Here is an 18,883-nt window from a genome sequence, read left to right as displayed (position 1 = left end):
ATGGCTTATCATATAGACGATAGTTGTATAGCTTGTGGATCATGTCAACCAGAGTGTCCAGTAGATGCTATCTCTGAAGGGGACGTTTATGTAATAGATCCTGATACTTGTACAGATTGTGGTGCATGCTCAGAAGTATGCCCAACAGAATCAATACATCCAGAGTAAAATATGTTATACATATATAGGGGATAGAGAGTGGAGCCTTGAAAGGCTCTACTTTTATTTTAGGAGAGAATATGAGTAAAAACAATATACTTTTAATTAATGATAGACCAGGTTATAGTAGAGTTGCATTGTCTGCAATGACTCCAATACTTTACCATATGGGTTTTGGTATTTTAAATCTTCCAACAGCATTGGTTTCAAATACTTTAGATTATGGAGAATTTTCAATATTAGATACAACTAAATACATGAGGGAATGTATAGAAGTTTGGAAAAAGCTTAAATTTAATATAAATAGTATTTCAACAGGATTTGTTTTAAATGAAGAACAAATAGAAATTATTGAAGAAATAATAGAAGATAATAAGATATATAATCCTTATGTAATGGTAGATCCTATAATGGCAGACAATGGAAAACTATATAATGGAATAGAAAAAGATAGAATAGAGATAATGAGAGATTTAATATCTTATGCAGACTTAACAATTCCTAACATTACAGAAGCATATTTGTTACTTGAAAATAGATTTAATAGAGTTTTTGTAGATACAAAGATGGAACTGAAAGATTTAATTGATGGAATTAGAGAAAAAGGAAGTAAATCAGTTGTAATTACAAGCGTTAAAGCAAGTAACGAAAAATATTATATAGCTGGCTATGATAATAAGAATAAAGAATATTTTAAGGTTCCATATGAAAAAATAGATGTAAATTATCCAGGAACAGGAGATATTTTTTCTTCAGTAGTATTAGGATATGTACTTAAAAATGTAAAATTAAAATATGCTGTAAAAATAGCGGCAGACTTTATATATAACTCAATAAAAGAATCTGAAAGAAATAGATTAGACAGAAATGAAGGCATAAATTTAGAATTATATATTCATAATATAAAAAAGGACTTATAGGTCCTTTTTTTTATTTATATAAGAAATTTAAGTAATTAGCTAATATGTAATATAATATAGTAGTATAAAATTGATAAATTAACAAATAACGGAGATAAAATGATAAAAGAACATTATATACCTGGAACAAATTATAAAATAAACTCAATAGAAGATAAATTTTCTTTTGGGATAGATGCTATACTTTTATCTAGTTTTGCTAAGGTTAAAAGTAGTGACAAAGTTTTAGAAATAGGTGGGGGAACAGGTATTATTTCTTTAAGGATGAATTATTTATACAATCCTAAAATAATAGATTGTGTTGAAATTCAAAAGGATAATTATAATGTTTTAGAGAAAAATATTGAAATAAATAATTTGAAAAATTTAATAAATCCAATTAATGAAGATATAAATAATTGTTTTGAAAATTATAAAAATGATAGTTTAGATATTATAGTAACAAATCCACCTTATTATAAAGTAGATGCAGGAATAAAAAATAAAAATGAAAACCACTATATATCAAGATATGAAGTGTACTTGAAACTGGAAGATATTTTTAAATTTGCAAAATATAAATTAAAGTCAAAAGGTGTACTATATATGATAAATAGACCTTCAAGACTTGTCGATATATGTGAAATGGCAAGAATTTATAAAATTGAACCAAAAAACTTAGTTCCAGTTGTATCTAAAATAGGAGAAGAACCTAAAATGATACTTATGAAATTTGTAAAAAATAGTGGAGCAAATTTTGTTTTTAAAAAGCCTTTAGTTGTATATAATGAAAAAGGTGAATATACAGAGGAAGTGAAGAAAATATATTATGGATAATAAATTGTATATAGTTCCAACACCAATAGGGAATTTAAAAGATATAACTATTAGGTCTTTAGAAGCTTTAGAAAATGTAGATATTATTTATTGTGAAGATACAAGAAATACTATAAAGCTTTTGAACCATTATGATATAAAAACAAAGCTTAAATCCTATCATGAACATAATGAAAAAGAGAGAGTAGCTGAAATTATAAGTGAATTAGACGCAGGGCTTAATCTAGCAGTTGTTAGCGATGCAGGAATGCCTGGTATTTCTGATCCTGGACATGTAATTATAAAGGAATTAATTAAGCATAATATTGCTTTTGATGTTTTACCAGGAGCTACTGCAACAATTACTGCACTTGTATCATCGGGTTTAAATACAGATAGATTTGCATTTTTAGGATTTTATCCTAGAGAAAATTCTGAAGCTAAGAAATTTATAAAAATATTAAGTGAAATAGAAATGACTTCTATTATTTATGAATCAGTTCATAGAGTAAAAAATACTATTAAAGTTTTAGCTAATGAATTTCCTAGTAGACAAATAGCGGTAATTAGAGAAATTACAAAACTACATGAAGAAAGAATTAGAGGAACTTGTAGTGAAGTTTACGAAATTTATAAGGATAAAGAAAATGTAAAGGGAGAATTTGTAATTATCTTAGAAAAAGCTGAAAAAATAGAAGAAGAAATAGATATAAAAAAAGAGTTGTTAAATGAAATAGAGTTAGGACTTAGCAAAAAAGATGCAGTAAAAAATATAGTAAAAAAATATGATTTAAATAAAAATGAAGTTTATAAAATTAGCTTAGAAATATAGGTGACAAATTGGATAAAGAGATTATAACTGAAGTAAAAAAAGTTAACGACTTTTTAAGAACAAAATATAATCAAATAAACAAATACTCTAGAGATGAAATTAGAGAAATAATGAAAAATGTTGGTGAGCTTATACAAGTAAAAAAACTTACATCTAATGAGCTTATAGATATAAAAAACAAAGGTGGAGTAGTGGGAATAGATGGCTCTACTAATACTTTTGGAGGAGCATACCCTCATTATATTCAGCTATTTCAAGCAGTTGCTAGTTTTGGTATAAATGAAGAAGAAAATATAAAAATTACAGATTTTTACTGTCCACTTGTAGATGAGAGTACTATAAATGAAGAAAAAAATATAAAAGATAGTAAATTAGCAAGTATAGAAATAGAAGTAGCTATAAAATCAACAGAAAAAAATCCTCATATTGTTTTGTTAGATGGTTCTTTAATTAGATACAAAATTTTATGTGATGAAAAATGGGAAGAATTAAAAAAGATAGCTGAAGAAAAAAATATTATTTTAGTTGGTGTTATAGAAGATATTAAAACTTCTGTAACTTATGATAATATATCTGGAAAAGATAGTAACAATACAACAAATAATATAATTTACGATAGAGAATTACTTTTTAATAAATTAGAATATTTAGAAAGTTTATATATAGATAAAAAAGAGTCTGGGAAAGACGAGTATGGTTTTAGATCAGCTTTTTTAAGAAGTAGTAAAGCACCTACTATAATAGCAGTAGATATTTTAGAAGAGCAAGAAGAAAATTTACAAAAAATATTATCTTTAATAGCTTCAATAACAGATGTTAATAGTAGAGGAATACCATTTATCTTAGATTTAGCTGATGTTCAAACTAGAATTTCAGACGAAACTATAGAGCAAATGATAAAAATGTACATTGATACAGAATTTTACGAAAAATTATTTAACGCTCAAAGATTTAAGAGGAGTTTTTAATGGATATTAAAATAATAGGAATGACAGATCAGCAGGAGGCTTATGTTGGATCTAATTCTAGGAAATTTAGAATAAACGAATTTTTAATAATTGAAGATTTAGGGCAAGGAGATATTCTTGGTGAAATTGTAGAAGTTCACACTTATAATAAATTTATTCCTATGAATAACAATGGTGAAATCATAGATGGGAATATGATTAACAATTTAAACTTACTAGGTTTCAACGTTGAAGAAGGTACTATTTATTTTGCTAAAATAAGACTTTTGCAAGAAGCTAATTATCCTATTGAAACAGGTTCAGATTGTAGGATTCCGAAATTCAAAGAAGTTAAGAAATATTTTATTTCAAATGAGTTAAACAAAGGACTAAATATTGGTGTTATTAGAAATACAGACGATATTTATGAAAATATAGATGAAGAATATAGAGACTTATCTTTAACATTAGAAGATAAAGAGTTGAAAAAACAAACTGAAGTTCCATATATTTTAAATTTATATGATATGCATGAATATCCTCATGTTGGAATTTTTGGAGGTTCAGGTTCAGGTAAATCTTTTGGACTTAGGGTTGTATTAGAAGAATTGATGAATAAGAATATTCCTACACTTGTATTAGACCCTCATTATGAAATGGACTTTTCAGAGAAATTAAAACAAGATTATGGAAGAGATTATACAAATCTTTTTTCTAAGTTTGTAATAGGAGAGAATATAGGAATAGATTTTAAAAAGATTTCTAGTAAAGATTTAAAAAACTTACTTCAAACATCTTCAAGATTAACAGAAGCTATGGAAAATGTAGTTGATAATTTACACAAACCAAAGGACAGCTTATTTTCTTTTGAACAAAGATTAGAAAGACTTAAAAAAGGTCAAGAAATAGGCTCAGAAGCTAATATTAGACGTGTAATGGAAGAAATAGAAGATTCAGAAGAAAGAAAATATTATAAAATGATATTAGAGGACTTTAGAAACTTAAATGATAAATGTCCACCTTCTTCAGTTTCAGGAGTTTCTTGGAGATTTGACAGGTTAAAAAAACTGGGAATATTTGAACACGATTCTTTACTTGCAGAAGAAGCTTTGAAAAACTGTAAGCTTGTAGTTATTCAAGGTAGTATAAAAATAATTCAAGTATTTTCAACATTTTTAGTAAACTCTGTTTATGAAAAAAGAAGAAATTACAAAGATTCTATTATAAAAAATAATGAGGAAGATTATTTTCCACCATTTTTTATAATAACAGATGAGGCTCATAATTTTGCACCACAATCAAAAGACGGTATGTCAGAGTCACCTTCAAAGTATATACTTAGAGAAATAGCACAAGAAGGTAGAAAGTATGGAGTGTTTTTAATACTTGCAACTCAAAGACCTTCTCTTTTAGATAGTACAATAACAGCTCAACTTAATACTAAATTTATATTTAGAACAACTAGAGCAAATGATATTCAAACTATAAAAGAGGAAACAGACCTTAGTCCAGAACAAACTAAAAGATTACCTTATTTAAAAACAGGAGATGTTTTTTTGTCTGAGTCTGCAATAGGACGTACAATGTATGTGAGAATTAGAGCAGCTCATACTACAACTCCTCACAAAGAAAATCCCTTTATAGAACTTAGTAATAAGTATAGTGTAAGTAATGAAGATAATTTTGAACTAGTAAAAGATTATTTGCCTATTATGAGTACAAACTTTTATGAATTAACAAAAGAAATTCAAGAAGATACAGGAAAAGTTTATTCAGTAGACCAACTAAGAAATATATTAGATGAATTGGTTTTAAAAGAAAAACTAGAAATTAAAAAGACTTTTTTAGGAGATAGATACGAAGAATTTGGGAGATAGAATGAAACATTATACAGATAGATACAAAATTTATAGCTTTAACTGTGACCATAATTTTAAAGCTACTATACAATCTTTAGTCGAATATATGGCAGAGACTTCAATAGGTGAAACAGACGATGTTATGAAAGGTGTTACGGAATACGACGATTATTTTTGGATAGTATATCAGTGGGAAATAGATATATTTGATATACCAAACTATTCAGATGAAATAAATATAGAAACCGTTTCAGCAGGAACTAAGAAGTTTTATGCGTACAGAAATTTTAGAGTATTTGATGATAATGGAAAAGATTATATTAAAGGAAAAACTAAGTGGTTATTATTAGATAGAAAAACATATATGCCTACAAGAATACCAGATGATTTAATAAACCGTTATGGCATAGAAAAAGATTTAGATATAGTAGGAAAAGATTTGAAAATAAAAAAAGATGTAGATTATGCTAGTTCACTTTCATTTAGTGTAAGAAAAACAGATATAGACGCAAATAGACATGTTAATAATGCAAAGTATTTTGGATGGATTTTTGAAAGTATAGACGACGAAATACTAGATGATAATAAACTAAAAAAAATAGAAATAGTTTATAAAAAAGATACAAAATATGGTGAAAATATAATAACCAAATCAACAGATTTAATACAAGAAGATGATGATTTAGTCATTTATAATAAAATAGAAGATGAAAAAGGAGAAGTAAAAACCTTTAGCAAATTGTATTTTTGAAATGAGGTTTGATTCACTTGAATAGGAGAATATATGAGAGATAATCTTTTAGAAGATAGACAATTTCACATAGATATGGAAAAAGGAGACGTAGGGAGATATGTTTTACTACCAGGAGACCCCAAAAGATGTGAAAAAATAGCAAAGTATTTAGATAATCCAAAGCTTGTAGCAGATAAAAGGGAATTTGTAACATATACTGGTACATTACTTGGGGAAAAAGTATCTGTAACATCTACTGGTATTGGAGGACCATCTACAGCAATAGCAGTAGAAGAACTTTGTAATATTGGAGCAGATACATTTATAAGAGTAGGAACTTGTGGTGGAATGCAATTAGATGTTAAAGCAGGAGATTTGGTTATAGCAACAGGAGCAATCAGGATGGATGGAACATCAAAAGAATATGCTCCTATTGAATATCCGGCAGTACCAAACTATAACCTTACGTCAAATTTGATAGATGCATGTGATAAGAAAAAATTGATATACCACACAGGAGTTGTTCAAAGTAAAGATTCATTTTATGGACAGCACAATCCAAGTAATAAACCCATTTTTTATGAATTAGAAAGTAAATGGGAAGCTTGGAAAAGAGCGGGGTGTTTAGCTTCTGAGATGGAAGCTTCAACATTATTTATAGTATCTAGTTATAGGGGAGTAAAATCAGCAGCGATATTTTTATGTATTAACAATCAAGAGAGAGTATCTAAGGGTTTAGAAAACAAAGTAACAGAAGACGTTAATATAATGATACAAACAGCAATAGATGCAATAAAACTTCAAATTATAGAAGATAAAACTAAAAATATTAAAGACAGGTAAATCCTGTCTTTTTATTATAATTGATATTTAAATTAAATTTATAAATATTAAAGAATCTAATGTGATACTAGTTTTTTATAAATAAATAAAATATGTTATCATATTAAAAGAGGTGAGAAATGAAGAGATATTTAAAAGTGTTTTTAGCTTTTAGTATAGTTATTTTACTTAGTGTGAGCTCTTTTTATGTTGGCACTATAGTTTCAATAAATACAGATAGTAAGACCGTATTATCAGATGAAGAAAGAGCAGAAAGCTTTAAAAAATTAAATAGCTTAATGGATTTAATAGATGAAAATTTTTTATTTGAGACTGATAAAGAAAAACTACAAGTCTCCATGTTTAAGGGGCTTTTTCAGGGGTTAGATGATCCATATTCTATGTATTTAGATAGTGAAGAATTAGCTAAATTACAAGAGAGTACATCAGGAGAGTTTTCAGGTGTAGGACTACAAGTAACCGTTACAAAAGATAATTTAATTCAGGTAATTTCTCCTATTAAAAATTCTCCAGCTTACAAAGAAGGAATAAAAACAGGTGATTTAATAACAAAAATAAATGGTGAAATATATTCCGGAGAACAGTTAAATGAAGCAGTAGCTGAGATGAAAGGTGAAGTAGGAGAAGAAGTAGTTCTTTCTATTAGACGTCCTTTAGAAGATGAAAAATATGAGGACTTAGAATTTAAAATTAAAAGAGATATAATAGAATTAACAACTGTAGAAAATACTAAAATAGATGATATAGGATATATATCTATATCTAATTTTAATGAAAATACAGATAGAGAATTTATTGAAGCCTTTGAAAAGCTTAAAAAAGAAAAAGTAAAAGGAATAGTTTTAGATTTAAGAGGAAATCCTGGAGGTCTTTTAACATCTACAGTATCCATAGCTGATTATTTATTGCCAGAAGGTGATATAGTAAAAATGGTAGATAAAAATGGAAAAGAAAAAGTCGAAAAGTCAGATGAAAAAGAACAGACTCTTCCAATGACTGTGTTAATTAATGGTGGATCAGCATCTGCATCTGAATTATTGACAGGAGCTTTGCAAGATTATGAAAAAGCATTTGTAATAGGGACACAGTCTTTTGGAAAAGGGATAGTACAGACTTCTATACCGCTAGATAGGATAGGAGACAGTGGAGCGGTAAACATAACTACTTCAGAATACTTTACACCAAAAAACAATAGAATTCATGAAAAAGGAGTTACCCCTAATAAAGTTGTAGAGTTACCAAAAGATATACCTTTAGGGCCAGAAAATATTGATAAAGATTTACAACTGAAGACTGCGATAGATATTTTAAATAAAAACTAAAGGCAAAGGAGGGATTATGAAGTTAGATTCAAAATATATTAAATTTGCATGTTATGTATTAATAGTATTAATTTTGTTTGGAGTACTAATATTCCAAAAAAGAAATTTTAAAAATAGTGAACAAAATAATAAAGGTATAGCTGAAACAAATTCTTCAGAAGATACTGAAAAAACTGTTAAAAACAAATCAACAGAAAAACCAACTGAAGCTACAGAAATAGCTACAGAAGAATCTACAACAGAAAACATAGAAACTTCTATTGTATATAATGCAGGGGAAATAAGTAATTATATAAGAGGAAAGGCTCCGTATAAAGGAGAAAAATTGGTATTTTTGACTTTTGATGATGGACCAGACAATGCTTCTACAGGTAGAATACTAGATATTTTAAAAGACAATGGTGTTAAAGGTACATTTTTCTTACAAGGAAGAAATATAAATGATAGTACAGCTGAAATGTTAAAAAGAATCCATATAGAAGGTAGTGGGATAGCTATGCACAGTTACTCTCATGATTATAAATATTTGTATCCAAATAGAGTTGGAAATGCAGATGCAATAATGACAGAGTATAACAAGATAGATGCGGTATTAAAAAAATATTTAGGAGAAGAGTTTAAATGTAAAACTTGGAGATATCCAGGTGGGCATATGTCTTGGAAAGGTTTAGAAACAGCAGATGAACGATTAAAATCAGCAGGAGTAGATTGGATTGATTGGAATGCAATGAATGGTGACGCTGAACCTAAAAAAAGAAGACCTGTTACAGCTGAAGAAATGATTAAAAAAGTACAAACTAGTATAGCAGAATCTCCAACTAAAGATATAGCTGTTGTATTAATGCATGATAATAAGAATAAAGAACTTACAATGCAAACTTTACCAGATATAATTAAATATTACAAAGATAATGGATATAAATTTGGAATTTTCAAATAAAAATAAAAAATCTTACCACAAGATGTAGGTGAGATTTTTTTATTTTGTATATTTAATAAGTAATTTTATTAAAAAATGAATAAAAAAATTGCTAAAGAACGTAAAATAAGCGAAGACCTAAAAAAGTACTGCATAAAGATACACACTATATATAGGTTGTCTTGTGGTTGAAACACTATATATTGTGTGCTAGAATAATTGTGGGTGATAAAAGTGAAAGTAATAAAAAGAGATGGAAACAAAGTAGAATTTGACAAAGATAAAATATCCAAAGCCATAGTAAAGGCTATGAACAGTAGTACGGGAGTTTATGAAGAAGGACTTGCAGAAAGAATAGCAAATGAAATAGAGGACTTTGCAAAAACTACTGGTAGAGTAATGAGCATTACAGATATAGAAGATCAAGTATATTATAAATTAATACAAAATAACAATCCTGCAACGGCTAGAGCTTATGAAAACTATAAGGCAGTACAAACATATAAAAGGGAATCTAATACTACAGATGATAGTATAATAGGACTTTTAGCAACAGAAAATGCAGAGTTAATGAATGAAAATTCAAATAAGAATGCTTATATTGCATCAACACAAAGAGATTTAATAGCAGGAGAAGTTTCAAAAGATATAGCTAGAAGAAAAATTATTCCTACAGATTTAATTCAAGCACATGATGAAGGCGCTATACATATTCACGACATGGACTATATCATACAGCCAATGTTTAACTGTTGTTTAGTTAATATGAAAGATATGTTAGACAACGGAACAGTAGTCAATGGCAAGATGATAGAATCACCAAAATCTTTTCAAGTAGCATGTAATGTTATGACACAAATTATAGCACAAATAGCTAGTAATCAATATGGTGGACAAAGTATAGACATAAAATGTTTAGGTAAGTATTTAAGAAGAAGTTATGAGAAAAATTTAAGTCTTGCAGTCGAAACTGTAGGAGATGTTAAACTTGCTGAAAAAATGGCTGATAAAATGACTCAAAAAGACTTAGAGTCAGGAATTCAAACGATACAGTATCAAATAAATACATTAATGACTAGTAATGGACAAGCTCCATTTGTAACACTATTCATGCATGTTGTTGATGGCGACGAATATGAAGTAGAAACAGCTAGAATTGTAGAAGAAATACTTAAACAAAGAATCCAAGGAATAAAAAATGAAGTTGGAGTATATGTTACACCAGCATTTCCTAAATTAATATATGTATTAGATGAAAATAATATAAACGAAGAAAGTAAGTACTATAATTTAACAAGTTTAGCCATAAGATGTACAGCAAAAAGAATGTATCCAGATTATATTTCAGCTAAGAAAATGCGTGAAAATTATGAAGGTAATGTATTTAGTCCTATGGGATGTAGAGCTTTCTTATCACCATGGCAAGATGAAAATGGTAAATACCAATTTGATGGAAGATTTAATATGGGAGTTGTAACTTTAAATCTGCCACAAATAGGGATATTAGCTGAAGGTAATGAAACAAAATTCTTTAATTTACTAGACAAAAGATTAGAATTATGTAAGAAAGTTTGTATGTTGAGATATGAATTATTACAAAATACTAATAGTGACTCATCACCAATACATTGGCAACATGGTGCAATAGCAAGACTTGGGCAGCATGAGCCAGTAGGAAAACTACTAACAAATGGATATGCAACAGTAACTTTAGGTTATATTGGAATATATGAAGCAACTCTATTAACAAAAGGAGTTAGTCACACAGATCCAGTAGGAGAAGAATTTGCACTAAAAATAATGGATAGACTTAATGAAAAAATAACAGAGTGGAAAAATGAAACTGGACTTGGTTTTGCTCTATATGGAACTCCAGCTGAAAGTTTAACACACAGATTCAATTCTATTGACAGAAATAGATTTGGAGAAATAGAAAATATAACAGATAAAGGATATTATATCAATAGTTTCCATGTGGATGTTAGAGAAGAAATAGATGCTTTCAGGAAGTTTAGTTTTGAATCTAAATTCCAGGATAGGTCAAAAGGTGGTTGTATATCATATATTGAAATACCAAATATGGCACATAATTTAGAAGCATTAGAAACAATGGTAAATTATATTTACAATAACATAACTTACGCAGAATTTAATACTAAATCAGATTTTTGTCAAGTTTGTGGATATGATGGAGAAATAATTTTAAATGATGACAATGACTGGGAATGTCCTCAATGTGGAAATAAAGATACTGCTAAAATGAATGTTACAAGAAGAACTTGTGGATATTTAGGAGAAAATTTTTGGAATGAAGGAAGAACCAAAGAGATAAAAGATAGAGTTTTACACATTTAATATTATGAGATACGCACAAATAAGAGAATTTGATGTTGCGAATGGTCCAGGCGTAAGAACAACGATATTTGTTACAGGTTGTACAATAGGATGTAAAAATTGTTTTAATAAAGAATATCAAGACTTTAATTTTGGAACTGTTTGGACTGATGAAGAAACAAAACAAATTTTAAATAATCTGTCATCAGACATTATAGAAGGACTTACTATACTAGGAGGAGAGCCTTTTGATAATACAGAAGGACTATTGAAGGTAGTTTTAGATATTAGAAAGAAATCTAACAAAAGTATATGGATTTTTTCAGGGCGTGTATTTGAAAAATTAATAGAAGTTGAAAATAATAAAAAATTATTAAAACTATGTGATGTTTTAGTAGATGGACCATTTATTGAAGAAAAAAAGAATTTACGACTTAAATTTAGAGGTTCAGAAAATCAGAGAATTATAGATTTGAAAAAAACTTTTGAAAATAATGAAGTAATTATTTATAAAAAATAGAAGTATATAAAAAATACTTCTATTTTTTTATTGTTTTTGCTTAAAGTCTTTGATATACTATTATTGTATTAGCGAATTAGTGCACACATAATATAATAGGGGGATATATGTTAGTAGAAAAGATTACAAAAAAAATGAAAACATGGAATACAATATTTTTGGTGTTTAGTATTATTGGAGTGGTATTATCAGCTATTGGTTTAATCGGTATTATATTTAATAAGGCAGAAATAAACGTATTAAACACAATTATTTCAGTAGTGATATTTATAATTACTATATACACAATTTTTATAGCAATACAGAATAATAAAAAGATATTTGAAGGCACAGATATTAATATAATAGCTTACATATTAAAATTGTTAATTACAGCATACAGTATAATCATAACCATAATGCAATTAATTACAGGTGATATTAAAAAAACTGCAGAAGCTGAACTATCAACTTTGCCAACAGATCAAGTAGAAGCTGTTTTAGCTATAACAATAGCTGTAACAATAGGTGTTGCAATAATAGGTTGGATAATAGCGATATTACCATCAGTTAGAATATTAATGTTAAATAAAAAATACAAAAAATTAAAAGAGGAAGTTAATACTAATTATGACGAAGAAGAATAAAATAATTATCGCTGTAGTTTCTATATTTTTTATAATAGCAATTGCACTAACTATATTTTTTAGTAGAGATAAGAAAGAAGTTGTAGATTTGTATAAAGTTGAAGAGCAAGATCCTATAACTTTTACAGGTTCAGCACAAGCAAGCAGCAATCAAGATATATATTTAGATTCTACTAAAGGTGAAATAATAGACTATTATGTAAAAAACGACGAAGAAGTAGTTGTAGGACAAAAATTATTTATTTATGAAAATGAAACAATAAAGGATACAGTAGATGAACTTACTAGAAGTTACAATAATTTATATGGTTCTTATAAAGATGTTCAAAGTCAAGTAAGTAGTGCCAAGGGAGAGTTAAGTTCAGCGAACAAAAAAATAGAAGATATAACATCAAAGATAAATAACATATCTGAAACACCTAGTATGGATATGGATCCAAGTAAAATAGGAGCAACTTCTGGAACGGGTGAATTAACTAAATTACAAGGTGATTTACAAAAAGCACAGGCGGAGGCACAAGCAGCACAAGCAACTATTACGCAAGGAGAGGCAAGTTCGAAAGAATTAAAAGCTCAGTACGAAGAAATAGATGCAAAAATAGCTTCAACTAAGAAAAACATGAACTATGTTGAAAAAGCTACTGTTGGAGGTATAGTAAAACTAAATAAAGAAGCCGCCAAAGCAGGAGTTAGTATGACAGGTGGAGAACCTGTCATATCTATAACAAGTAAGGACATAGTTATAAAAGGAAAAGTAACAGAATATGATTATGAAAAAATAAAATTAGAAGATAGAGTAGATATAGAAATAGCAAATTCAGGTAAAAAAATAGGAGGAACTATAACTTATATAGATTCACTTCCAATTAGCAGTGATTCACAGATAGCTCTTTCCCAGCAATCAGGAGGGTCATCTGTTTCAAGTTATAGTTTTGACGTAAAGCCGGACGAAGTAATTCATTATGGTTTTTCAGTAAATATAAAACTTCCACAAGAAGATATATTTATACCAGAAGAAGCTGTAGAAAAAAGTAGTGGTAAATATTATGTTTATACAGTAGAAAATGGAAAAACTGTAAAGAAAGAAATCCAAGTACAACAAGATGATGGTGTGTATAAATTAGAAAATGGACTAAAAGTTGGAGATAAAATAGTTGCAAATGTTGAAGGTATAAAAGAGGGAATGGAAGTTGAAACAAACACTCCAGAAGATAAGAAAAAAGAAAATATTGACCCAACAGATACAACAAATATGGATAGTAGCGATGCAACAAATATAAGCGAGACAACAAATAGCACAAAACCGGAGAATTAAGATGATTGAAATAAAGAAAGTAAATAAAACTTATGATTCTGGTGAAGAAAAGTTGCATGTTTTAAAAGATGTTACTTTTACAGTAGAAGAGGGAGAGTTTGTAGGTATAATGGGAGAATCTGGCTCTGGTAAATCTACATTAATGAACATAATTGGATTTATGGATAACAAATTTGAAGGTGAGTATTTTTTTGAAGATAAACTTATAAAAAATGAAAGTGATGATAGTTTATCTCATATTAGAAATGAGTCCGTTGGGTTTGTGTTTCAAAATTTTAATTTAATTGATAATTATACAGTTAGAGAGAATATAGAATTACCATTATTGTATGCAGGACTATCCCCAAAAAAAACTAGAGAAGTTGTTCTAAAAGCTTTAGAAAGTGTAGGAATACCTGAAAAAATTGACAAATATCCAACACAACTTTCAGGAGGACAAAAACAAAGAGTAGCAATTGCAAGAGCAATAGTTCATAAACCTAAGTTTATTTTAGCTGATGAACCAACGGGAGCTTTAGACTCAGTTACTTCAAAAGAAATAATGGATATATTCAAAAAATTAAATACAGAAAATAAAACAACAGTAGTAATGGTAACACATGATAGAACTCTATCAACATATTGTACAAAAATTCTTTTTATGGTTGATGGAAATTTAGAAGAGAGGTTTGATTTATAATGAGGTTTTCAGTATTATTTTCAGACGCTTTTGGAGCTATAAAAAGAAATAAAAAGAGAAGTATATTGACCATGCTTGGGATAATAATAGGAATTGGTGCAGTTATAGCAATAATTTCGATAGGACAAGGATTTGAGAATTATGTAGTAGATAGCCTTACAAGTGAAGATAGCAATGAGCTTTCAACAACAATAACATTTCAAGCTAATGATAGTAATTTGTACAACGATGAAAATATAGAATTTTTTAATAGCAACGATATAAGGAATATTGAAAAACTCTCAGGTGTTTCAAAAGTAGAAGAAATGCAAGGTTCTATAATGGGAGATGATGTAAAACTAGAGTTAGAAACAAGAAACAATAAAAAAAATGCTATGGTAAAAATACAAAATTCTACAAAACAATCTATATCTGATGGTAGAAATTTAACATCAGTTGATAATGCAAAAGAGAGTAGAGTTGTAATAATAAGTGAATCATTAGCAGAAACATTATATCCTGATACAAAAAACTATATAAATAAAAGTGTAGATATAAAAGGTCTCTCATATAATATTGTAGGAATTTATGAAAATACTGTGGAAATGTTTGGAGCAACATATGATGTGTATATGCCAAAAAAAACCTATGAATTTTACAATAAAGAAAAAGTGAATGCATCTACAATCACAGTTTATTTAAATAAAGGGGCTAATGTAAAAGATGTCTCAGAGAATGTAGTGGAATATTTAGAAGAAAAAGGTTCTATGAAAAGTTTAGGCTCCTATATGTATGTGGATTTAGGAGAAATAATGGATGGCATTTCAAGCGTTCTAGACAGCATAACTTTATTCATAGCATTAATAGGTGGTATATCATTGTTTATAGCGGGAATAGGAATGATGAACATGATGTTTATATCAGTTTCAGAGAGAACAAAAGAAATAGGTATAAGAAGAGCACTTGGGGCAACTAAAAGAAATATAACTATGCAATTTTTGTTAGAAGGAATAATTATAACTATACTTGGTGGAATACTAGGTTATTTCTTTGGATTGATTTTTGCGATGGTTATTTCAATATTTTTACCATTTTCAGTAGCTATACACGCAGGTCCAGTAATGACTGCACTTATAATTTCACTTGCAATAGGAATTATATTTAGCTATAGCCCTGCAAAAGCAGCAGCAAATAAAAATGTAATAGAAATATTAGCATAGAATAAACAGGTCATATTAATATGGCTTGTTTTTTTATGTGAAAAATTATTGACATAAAAAATTTAGTAGTGTATACTTTTAATTAAATAACATACGTTATTTAATTAAAAGGGAGGAAATATGAGAGGACCTAAAGTTAAGTATGATAAAGATTTAATAGTAGAGAAAAGTAGGGAATATATAGACAAAAATGGAATAAAACAAATAAGTATAAGAAATCTTGCAAAGTATATAGGCTGTTCAACACAACCGATATTTAGACAATATAAAAATAGTGAAGAATTATTAAAAGATGTATATATATCAATGGAAAAATATTATGAAAATTTTGTAGAAAGAATTTCTAGCAATATAGATATTCCATTTTTAGGATTAGGACTCAGCTATATAAATTTTTCAAAAGAACACCCTAATTTGTTCTTTGCATTGTTCATGAATGATTTATATAAAAAAGATAACTTATTAGATTTTTTCAAGAATGAAGAAAGTGATAGCGTAATAAAAGATATTTCTAAACAGACAGAATTATCTAGTGAGAATTGTAGAAAATTATTAAGAAATATTTGGTTATTAACTCATGGTATGGCAACGATGATATATACAAAACAAGTAAAATACAATGATAAAGAAATAAGGGAAATATTATTTCATGGTTTTTATGGATTTATTTCAATATTAAAACAAAAGGAGAGAAAGAATGATTAAAAATTTATTTAAAAGTATAGCAATAGCGATATTAATGGTATTATTTCCTATTATGGCATCTGTAATTATTCAAGTTAATAATATTAAGAGTGATATATTAGGATATGGAATTCAAACAATATTTTTTGCAATAGCGTCTACTATAGGAATTATAATATACAAAAAAGTAAAGTATAATAAAAAAGATAAAGGTAGTAAAATATATAAGCAAGTATTATGGTATACTCCAATTATAATTTCTGAAATTATAGTATTTAGTTCAAAAATAGACTTAAGTAAAGACATATTTTATTACATAATTTTATTAATATTTACAGTATTTGTTGGAATAAGTGAAGAATTATTTTTTAGAGGAATTATATTGAATATTTTAAGTGAAAAAAGTAAGCGTTATGCAATATTAGTTTCAGCTATACTATTTTCAATACTACATTTAACAAATATTGCAGGAGGTATTAGTATAAAATATGTAGTATTACAGGTAGTATTTTCATTTATATTTGGGGTAGTTGCAGGTCAAATAACTGTTATTAGTAGATCATTATTACCAGCGATTATTTGGCATTTTACACATGACTTTATCGCATTTTTAACAGGTAATGAATTAAGTAAAAAAACTATAATAGTTTTAGTTGTTCAGTGTGTAATTTTATTAATATATTCAGTTTATTTAAGTAAAAAAATAAATAAAAATATTTAAGAAATAAGTCATATTAATATGGCTTGTTTTTTTGTGAAAATTATTGTGAAACAATAAAATTTAAAAAATCAATTAATTAGTTTAAGGGTTATATTGTAACTATTATGTAAATTTTTCGTAACTGGAATGTAAATTTTTAGTGTTAGTATTTAAATTAAGCAATATTGCAATACTAAAATAAGGAGTGCAAAATGGAACTCAAAACTAAAGAGACAGTGAAATATTTATTTATACCTTTGTTGATTTTTATAGCAGCTATTTGTATATTATTTTTACTTAAAGAATCTAAATTTGCAAAATTAGAACTAAAAAGTAGTAATATTTTACTATATAATTTGACAGAAGATAGAGAAGAATTTTCAAAAAAAGATAAAGAATGTGTATCACCAGCATCTTTAACTAAAATTATGACAGTTTTAGTATCTATTGAAAATATAGAAGATAAATCTAAAATAGTGCTAGTAGATAAGAAATCTTATCAAGAAATGGTTGCAAGAAACTCATCTATGGCAGGATTTTATGGAAATGAGCCTGTAACATACAAAGATTTATTATATGGAACTATGCTTACATCGGGAGGTGAATGTGCAAATTCTTTAGCTATACATATTTCAGGTAACGTTTCAGAGTTTGTAAAATTAATGAATAAAAAAGCTAAAGAAATAGGTATGATAAATACAAATTTTGAAAATCCTGAAGGAATGGATGGAGAAAATCACTATACAACAGCAGAAGATATAGCTAAATTATTAAAGTATGCATTAAAAAATGAAGATTTTAAAACAATATTTACCGCTAAAGAATACACTTCCACGTCTACATTAGATCATCCAGGTGGTATTAATATAAAAAGCACAGTTTTAAGTAAGTTAGATGGATATAAACAAAAAAATTTCAGGATAATAGGTGGAAAGTCTGGGACTACAGAAAAAGCAGGACATTGTTGGGCGACACTTGTTGAAAAAGAGGATAAAGAATACATATGTATAGTAATGGGGGCTACTTTAAAGGAGAATGAACCACAAATAAAAGATACTATAAGTATTATGAATGAAGTTTAAAGTACATATTTAATTAGCCGGTATTAATTATATAGAAATAATAAGGAGAAAAGAATGGATAAAAAAGAAAAAGATAAGAAAATTGATGATTATTATAATGAAGAAAAAGAAGTATTTCATTTTTTAGATTGGTGGGCTCCTCCAATAAGCAAAGAAGATTTATTTGAAACATTAAATGATGACTATTTAGTAGAAAAAATTATAGATTTTCAAGAATGGTGAATAGACACTAATAATGTTTTTTTTAAACTATTAAACCAAGCACATTTTCTAGAAGATAATATAGAAGAAAATAGAGAAGAGTTAGCATATGTTTATTCTGTTATTTCTCATACAATAATATCGCATTTATATTTTCCAGATGCTCTTAGAATTGCAACACATTATATTGATAAAGCTATAGAATTAACAGAAA

At 27.5% G+C, this 18,883-nt stretch carries 20 protein-coding genes; all 20 read left to right on the top strand.

Annotated elements, in window-relative coordinates; translation table 11 throughout:
• Positions 1-168, top strand: a complete 168-nt coding sequence (locus CS899_RS03735) for a DUF362 domain-containing protein (protein ID WP_099203604.1) — start codon at positions 1-3, stop codon at positions 166-168.
• Between the two features lie 71 nt (positions 169-239).
• Positions 240-1,079: a pyridoxamine kinase gene (locus tag CS899_RS03730; protein WP_099203603.1), complete on the top strand. Its 840-nt coding sequence runs from the start codon at positions 240-242 to the stop codon at positions 1,077-1,079.
• Between the two features lie 99 nt (positions 1,080-1,178).
• The gene (locus tag CS899_RS03725; RefSeq protein WP_099203602.1) at positions 1,179-1,895 is read left to right on the top strand and encodes a tRNA1(Val) (adenine(37)-N6)-methyltransferase; all 717 of its coding nucleotides are present in this window, start codon (positions 1,179-1,181) and stop codon (positions 1,893-1,895) included.
• Positions 1,888-2,706, top strand: a complete 819-nt coding sequence (gene rsmI, locus CS899_RS03720) for a 16S rRNA (cytidine(1402)-2'-O)-methyltransferase (RefSeq protein ID WP_099203601.1) — start codon at positions 1,888-1,890, stop codon at positions 2,704-2,706. The genes CS899_RS03725 and rsmI overlap by 8 nt, the downstream gene beginning before the upstream one ends.
• Positions 2,707-2,714: 8 nt before the next feature.
• On the top strand, positions 2,715-3,674 hold the full coding sequence (locus CS899_RS03715; protein WP_099203600.1) for a DNA double-strand break repair nuclease NurA: 960 nt from the start codon (positions 2,715-2,717) through the stop codon (positions 3,672-3,674).
• Complete coding sequence (locus CS899_RS03710) at positions 3,674-5,530, top strand: ATP-binding protein (protein ID WP_242491859.1); 1,857 nt, start codon at positions 3,674-3,676, stop codon at positions 5,528-5,530. The genes CS899_RS03715 and CS899_RS03710 overlap by 1 nt, the downstream gene beginning before the upstream one ends.
• 1 nt (position 5,531) lies before the next feature.
• Positions 5,532-6,263, top strand: a complete 732-nt coding sequence (locus tag CS899_RS03705; RefSeq protein WP_099203599.1) for an acyl-[acyl-carrier-protein] thioesterase — start codon at positions 5,532-5,534, stop codon at positions 6,261-6,263.
• A 33-nt stretch (positions 6,264-6,296) separates the two neighbouring features.
• Entirely contained in the window at positions 6,297-7,088 is a 792-nt protein-coding gene (gene udp / locus CS899_RS03700) for a uridine phosphorylase (protein ID WP_099203598.1), read from the top strand.
• Positions 7,089-7,207: 119 nt separating this feature from the next.
• Positions 7,208-8,410, top strand: coding sequence for a S41 family peptidase (locus CS899_RS03695; protein WP_099203597.1), 1,203 nt, complete (start codon positions 7,208-7,210; stop codon positions 8,408-8,410).
• A gap of 16 nt (positions 8,411-8,426) precedes the next feature.
• Positions 8,427-9,350: a polysaccharide deacetylase family protein gene (locus CS899_RS03690; RefSeq protein ID WP_099203596.1), complete on the top strand. Its 924-nt coding sequence runs from the start codon at positions 8,427-8,429 to the stop codon at positions 9,348-9,350.
• Between the two features lie 213 nt (positions 9,351-9,563).
• Entirely contained in the window at positions 9,564-11,684 is a 2,121-nt protein-coding gene (gene nrdD / locus CS899_RS03685) for an anaerobic ribonucleoside-triphosphate reductase (RefSeq protein ID WP_099203595.1), read from the top strand.
• A gap of 4 nt (positions 11,685-11,688) precedes the next feature.
• On the top strand, positions 11,689-12,183 hold the full coding sequence (gene nrdG, locus CS899_RS03680; RefSeq protein WP_099203594.1) for an anaerobic ribonucleoside-triphosphate reductase activating protein: 495 nt from the start codon (positions 11,689-11,691) through the stop codon (positions 12,181-12,183).
• Between the two features lie 107 nt (positions 12,184-12,290).
• Complete coding sequence (locus CS899_RS03675) at positions 12,291-12,809, top strand: hypothetical protein (protein ID WP_099203593.1); 519 nt, start codon at positions 12,291-12,293, stop codon at positions 12,807-12,809.
• Positions 12,793-14,124 carry an efflux RND transporter periplasmic adaptor subunit gene (locus tag CS899_RS03670; RefSeq protein ID WP_099203592.1) on the top strand — a complete coding sequence of 444 codons (1,332 nt, stop codon included), beginning with the start codon at positions 12,793-12,795 and terminating at the stop codon, positions 14,122-14,124. Before CS899_RS03675 ends, CS899_RS03670 begins: the two co-directional genes overlap by 17 nt.
• A gap of 1 nt (position 14,125) precedes the next feature.
• A complete protein-coding gene (locus CS899_RS03665; protein ID WP_099203591.1) occupies positions 14,126-14,803 on the top strand; it encodes an ABC transporter ATP-binding protein in 678 nt (225 codons plus the stop codon).
• A complete protein-coding gene (locus CS899_RS03660; protein ID WP_099203590.1) occupies positions 14,803-16,002 on the top strand; it encodes an ABC transporter permease in 1,200 nt (399 codons plus the stop codon). Before CS899_RS03665 ends, CS899_RS03660 begins: the two co-directional genes overlap by 1 nt.
• A 120-nt stretch (positions 16,003-16,122) precedes the next feature.
• Complete coding sequence (locus tag CS899_RS03655; RefSeq protein WP_099203589.1) at positions 16,123-16,707, top strand: TetR/AcrR family transcriptional regulator; 585 nt, start codon at positions 16,123-16,125, stop codon at positions 16,705-16,707.
• Positions 16,700-17,407 carry a CPBP family intramembrane glutamic endopeptidase gene (locus tag CS899_RS03650; protein WP_099203588.1) on the top strand — a complete coding sequence of 236 codons (708 nt, stop codon included), beginning with the start codon at positions 16,700-16,702 and terminating at the stop codon, positions 17,405-17,407. The genes CS899_RS03655 and CS899_RS03650 overlap by 8 nt, the downstream gene beginning before the upstream one ends.
• A 191-nt stretch (positions 17,408-17,598) precedes the next feature.
• Entirely contained in the window at positions 17,599-18,468 is an 870-nt protein-coding gene (locus tag CS899_RS03645) for a D-alanyl-D-alanine carboxypeptidase family protein (RefSeq protein WP_099203587.1), read from the top strand.
• Positions 18,469-18,522: 54 nt separating this feature from the next.
• Positions 18,523-18,690, top strand: a complete 168-nt coding sequence (locus CS899_RS10795) for a hypothetical protein (protein WP_164995836.1) — start codon at positions 18,523-18,525, stop codon at positions 18,688-18,690.
• The last annotated feature ends 193 nt before the right edge of the window (positions 18,691-18,883 follow it).

This window comes from Miniphocaeibacter massiliensis, assembly GCF_900232905.1.
Taxonomy (GTDB): Bacteria; Bacillota; Clostridia; order Tissierellales; family Peptoniphilaceae; genus Miniphocaeibacter; species Miniphocaeibacter massiliensis.
The sequence above is the reverse complement of the archived record's forward strand: the minus strand, read 5'-3'. Positions and strand labels throughout refer to the sequence as shown.